Origin of the sequence: Nitrospirillum amazonense (assembly GCF_029594735.1) — a bacterium.
Classification (GTDB): domain Bacteria; phylum Pseudomonadota; class Alphaproteobacteria; order Azospirillales; family Azospirillaceae; genus Nitrospirillum; species Nitrospirillum amazonense.
On sequence record NZ_JARPAF010000006.1, the window covers coordinates 1 to 4,725 of the forward strand.

A 4,725-nucleotide genomic window follows, 5' to 3' on the forward strand; every position below is an offset into this window, starting at 1 on the left:
GTTGGAACGCTCTGCAGATTGGCTGGCGCGATGGCGAATTCGGCACATGGCTGAAGGGGCCGGACGGCACTGACCTGATCATCGCCGGCCAGTTTGCCAATAACGTCGTGAACACACCCACTATCAACCAGGGGGCAGTGACCAACCACGTCACCGCGAATGGCTATTCCGCGTCCCTGATCAGCGTCTACGGCGGAACGATGCTGATCATCTTTACGGCGGTTTTCAAAACCTCCTCGGAGGGCTCAAAGGGAACCTTAACAGTCTCCAATACTGGGGGCGCATTGGCCTCGGTGTCGGCCCAGGGCGTCTTCGCGGCCAACAGCGCCCGCGAGAGCGTCTACATGCTGCGCCTCATGGTCTCCGCCGCCGCCGGCGACACCATCACGGCCACCCTCAGCTATCCCAGCGACATGCAATGGGACACCCCGATCATGACCATCTCGGAGTTCCGGGTATGACCGATTTTGTCACCCATGATGCCAGCGGGCGCATCCATTCGCACGGGCACATCAGCGTCCCGGCTGAGCTGGTCGAGCAGACCATCGCGGCGCAGGCGCGCGATGGTTTGCGGGCGCGGCAGGGCGTCGGCCATCCCGACACCCATTGGGTACATGGCGGCGACATCGAGCTGCGGCCGGCAATGCCCTATGTGGCCGACAAGCTGGAGATTGTCGCCGACGGTGCCGATGCGGTGAGCCTTTCCGCCTTACCGCCCGGCAGCACGGTCACGTTGGAAGGCCAGGCGGCGACCACCCACGACGCCACCATGACCATCACGACGACGCTGCCCGGCACACACCAGGTGCTGATCAGCTGCTGGCCCTATCGCGACCTGACGCTGGAGATCACCGCCCATGCCGCGCCTTGACCACCGTCCGTCTTTGGAGCGGGTGCGTGCAGCCCGCGCTGATGCCTACCCGGACTTGGGTGACGTCATCGATGCGCTTTGCGCCGGCATCGATGCCCTGGCCGCTGGCCAGCCGCTGCCGCCCGAAACCCAGGCTGTCCTGGCGCATCGCCAGGCCGTCAAGACCCGCTTCCCGAAGGCTGACTGATGACCCAATACAACACTGGCACGATCACGATCACCAGCGGCAGCGCCACGGTCACCGGCACCGGCACGGCCTGGCTCACCAACCTGCAGCCTGGCGCCATGCTCGTGGTGGGCGAGGATGATCCGGTGGCGTTCGTCGCGGCCGTCACGGCCGACGGAACCTTGACACTGGAGACGCCATGGCCCGGCGTCTCATACGTAAACACCCCGTACGAGGCCGTGCGTGACTTCGACCCGCAGACCGGTGCCCCGCTGCTGTCGCACGGCACGCAATACCCCAACGCAGTGATCAACCGGGCGATCAATCTGCTGGGGGCGCACACCAACACTGCCGTCCAAGTCAATACTCAGTACCAGCTGGCTCAGCAGGCGGCGACAAACGCGCAGACCGCCGCGGATATCGCCCTGGCGGCGCCGGCGGCCGGCCCGACATATCAGCAACAGCTGGACGTGATCCATCAGCAGTCCGGATACCGGGACCGGCTGACGGGCCTGCCGTGGGCCATTTCCGATGTGGCCGGCCGGGCGGCGGCGTGGATGCGCCCTGACGCGATCCTGGGCGTTCTCGGCCTGCTGGTGCAGTCGGTCTACCGCGACCACTACACTGGCGGCCGAGTGCCGGTGATCGGCGACGCCACCGGGCGCCCGCTGGTATGGGCACAGGCCGATGGTACGCTGGAGATGCCGGCGCTGGCCATGTCAGGGACGGCGTATCGCGACCGTTACCCCGACGGCCGTGTGCCCCTGGCGGGCGATACGGCCGGACGCCCGGTTCTGTGGGCGCTGCCCACGGGCGCGGTAGAGGTGGCCGAAATCGCCGTCGGTACACCGCTGGCGAGGGATCGCCATGTCGGCGGCCGTACTCCCCTGGCCGTGGATGCCGTCGGCCGACAGCTTCTGGGCGCGACCGGTGATGGCGCGGTCGCGGCGGATGAGATCGAGCTGGGACCGGCGCAGCCGATCTATCGTGACCGGCGTCCCGGCGGCATCACGCCGGTCCTGACGGACGCACATGGCGCCGGGCTGCTGGGCCTGACCCCAGATGGGCTTCTGGCAGGCGGGGCGCTGATGGCGCCGCTGACCAAACTGCGGGGCGGGTACAACGTCGTGTCACTGCCGACGCTCTCCGGCAAATACACGGTGGCCCAGGTGCAGGATGCTGATGGCTGGCTGTCGCTGCTGATCCAGCCCACCGCCGGCACCGGCACCATGGCTGTGCCCCTGACCAGCGCCCCCATTGATGGTGAGATTTGGTACGGCCAGTCCAACGCGGCCAACCCCGGCGCCGAGCTGGCCCTGATGACCAGCGCGCTCTATCCCAACCATGTATTCACCTTCAAGGAAACCAAGGTCGCATGGGGGGCCACCCCTCCGGGGCAGCTGACCGATTTCGCGCCGCTATCGGACAGCGCGGGCGCGGCCAATTTCGGGGCCACCCTCTACGGCTTCGCGATGGAGCAGCGGGACCGCGATGCCGGGCGGCAGCGCAACGGTCGCCTGGTGTTCACGGTTTCCTACGGCGGGGAACCGATCAGCTATTTCGTCCAGGGCACAGCGACTTATGCCAGCGTGCTGGCCAGCGTCACGGCGGCCGTGGCCGTCGCCGCTCAATATGGCCGCACATATCGCTGTAGCCGCATCATCTGGGTACAGGGCGAGAGCGGGCCCTATGACTACGCCACGTATAAGAGCGCGCTGGCGGGGATCATCGACAACCTGACAGCTGACGTTATGGCGATCACTGGGCAGGCGACGGCGCCCCTGTTCGTAATCGTCGGCACCAACCGTTCCGACACGCTGGCGCCCCCTGTCACCGGCACCTTCCTGGACGGCGTGCGCGAAGCCCAGGTCGACCTGGCCGCTGACCGCGCCGGGACTGGGGTTATCTACGCCGGTAGCATGTACAGCATGCCTGTGCAGGCCGACGGCATTCACGTCACCACCCTCGGCCGGATGATGCTGGGGGAGATGATCGCGGCGGCCGTCGAGGGCGGCAGCAGCTTCACCGGCCTGAAAATGACCTCGGTGGCGATCAGCGGCGCCACCCTGACGGTGACATTCTCCATTCCGGCCGACGGTGGCGCGCTGCAGTTCGACCAGGGGCCGGCGGCCGGTGGATGGGTGCAGCCGACGTCCTGGTACGGCTTCTATTTCCGCGACCTGGTCGGCTCCGTGGCCATCTCCGGCGTCGCGATCAGCGCGACCAACACCGTCACCATCACGCTGTCGGGGGCGCCCAGCGGCGCTTGGGAGCTGTGGTACGCGGAGGGGCCGGACCCCGTCACGACCCAGGACGGCTGGCCGGGTGCGCGGGGCCAGCTGATGTCCCAGACGTCGCGGTGGTCGACCTATAGCCGCCTCGGCTACGGCGTGCCGAAGAAGTTCAGCTACTACGCCAACCCCTTCCGCTACCAGCATTCGTGAGGCGCCGATGCCCCTTGTTCTCATTCCCCAGGCGCCCGTGGCCGTGTTGCCCAAGCGCCTGCTGTTCACCACCAGCTTCACCTGGACGGTGCCGGCTGGCGTCTACGTGCTGCGCAAGGTGGTCCTGGTGGGGGGTGGCGCCGGTGGCGGCGGTGGCTATGGCAGCGCCAGCAGCGGTTTCGGTGGCCACGGGGGGGGCCCTGGCGTGACGGTCGAGCTGATCGACGTGCCGGTAACCCCAGGCGCCGTGCTCACAGGCACCATTGGGGCCGGATATGCTGGCGGCGCGGCTGGCGCGAGCGGCGCGAATGGCGGCAGTTCGTGGTTCGGTGGCGACACGTCCCTGACGGGCGCGGACATTGCCATCCCCTATGCGGCTGGCGGCTATCCCGGCTTCGGTGGCCAGGCCTCCGCAGACGGCGGCGGCGGGCAATCCGGCGGCAATTACGGGCCTGTGTTCTCCACCGCCGGTACCGCCATGGGTGGGACCGCCGGGTTCATTCAGGGTGGCATCGCCGGATTTGCGGGCGTGGGGACCACCGCCTCGGTCACGCAGCGCACCTACACCTCCACGTCCGGCGTCGTCAGTACATCGGGCGGCGCCGGTGGATCGACGCCCTACGGCCCGGGCGGCGCGGGTGGGGCTGTCGGCTCCGCTGGCGCCACGCCCACGGGGTTTGGCGGCGGCGGAGGTGGGGGCGGCCGCAACGCCGCCGGCGGCACCGGCGCCTCCGGCATGATCATGTTCACCTGGCAGGAGGCCAACTGATGCCCCGCTACGCGCTGCTGAGCCCCGACAACGTCATCACCAACGTCATCGAGGCGGATGACGCCTGGATCGCCCAGACGGGCGCTCGGGCGGTTCCTGACCCCGATGGCCGTGCCTACCAGGGATCACCGTACGACCCTACCACCCAAACATTCGGCCCCCGGCCGGCCCTTCCTTCCGAAACGGAGTGACCATGATCCGCTTGCCTTTCACGGTGACCAATGCCGCCGCTCAATCCTACCTGTCGACCAAGGCGCAGTTGCTGTCCGGCCCGTCGCTGGTCGATTGGTTTCAGGCCGACCCGAATAGCTGCGTGCAGTCGGGTGGAAAGGTCACCACTCTCACGTCGCTGACCAACTCTGGCCATGTGTTCGCCCAGGCGGACACCAACAAGCAGGGCAGCCTGGTGCAGGTGGGGGCCAACGGCTACACCAGCCTGCAATTCACCAACGCCACCAACGCGACGCGCTACACG

Annotated in this window: 7 protein-coding genes; all 7 read left to right on the plus strand. The window is 67.8% G+C overall.

All coding sequences use genetic code 11. The features are described 5' to 3' along the window. On the plus strand, positions 1-461 hold a 461-nt coding region (locus P5F91_RS28770; RefSeq protein WP_277908953.1), incomplete at its 5' end, for a hypothetical protein. Then, positions 458-871 (plus strand): Ig-like domain-containing protein, encoded by a 414-nt coding sequence (locus P5F91_RS28775; RefSeq protein ID WP_277908954.1) that lies wholly within the window; start codon positions 458-460, stop codon positions 869-871. The genes P5F91_RS28770 and P5F91_RS28775, both read left to right, overlap by 4 nt. Continuing rightward, positions 858-1,058, plus strand: a complete 201-nt coding sequence (locus P5F91_RS28780) for a hypothetical protein (protein WP_277908955.1) — start codon at positions 858-860, stop codon at positions 1,056-1,058. The genes P5F91_RS28775 and P5F91_RS28780 overlap by 14 nt, the downstream gene beginning before the upstream one ends. After that, positions 1,058-3,481, plus strand: a complete 2,424-nt coding sequence (locus P5F91_RS28785; protein ID WP_277908956.1) for a sialate O-acetylesterase — start codon at positions 1,058-1,060, stop codon at positions 3,479-3,481. Before P5F91_RS28780 ends, P5F91_RS28785 begins: the two co-directional genes overlap by 1 nt. A 7-nt stretch (positions 3,482-3,488) precedes the next feature. Next, positions 3,489-4,250: a glycine-rich domain-containing protein gene (locus P5F91_RS28790; RefSeq protein ID WP_277908957.1), complete on the plus strand. Its 762-nt coding sequence runs from the start codon at positions 3,489-3,491 to the stop codon at positions 4,248-4,250. Continuing rightward, positions 4,250-4,441 carry a hypothetical protein gene (locus P5F91_RS28795; RefSeq protein ID WP_277908958.1) on the plus strand — a complete coding sequence of 64 codons (192 nt, stop codon included), beginning with the start codon at positions 4,250-4,252 and terminating at the stop codon, positions 4,439-4,441. Before P5F91_RS28790 ends, P5F91_RS28795 begins: the two co-directional genes overlap by 1 nt. A 2-nt stretch (positions 4,442-4,443) precedes the next feature. Continuing rightward, on the plus strand, positions 4,444-4,725 hold a 282-nt coding region (locus P5F91_RS28800; RefSeq protein ID WP_277908959.1), incomplete at its 3' end, for a hypothetical protein.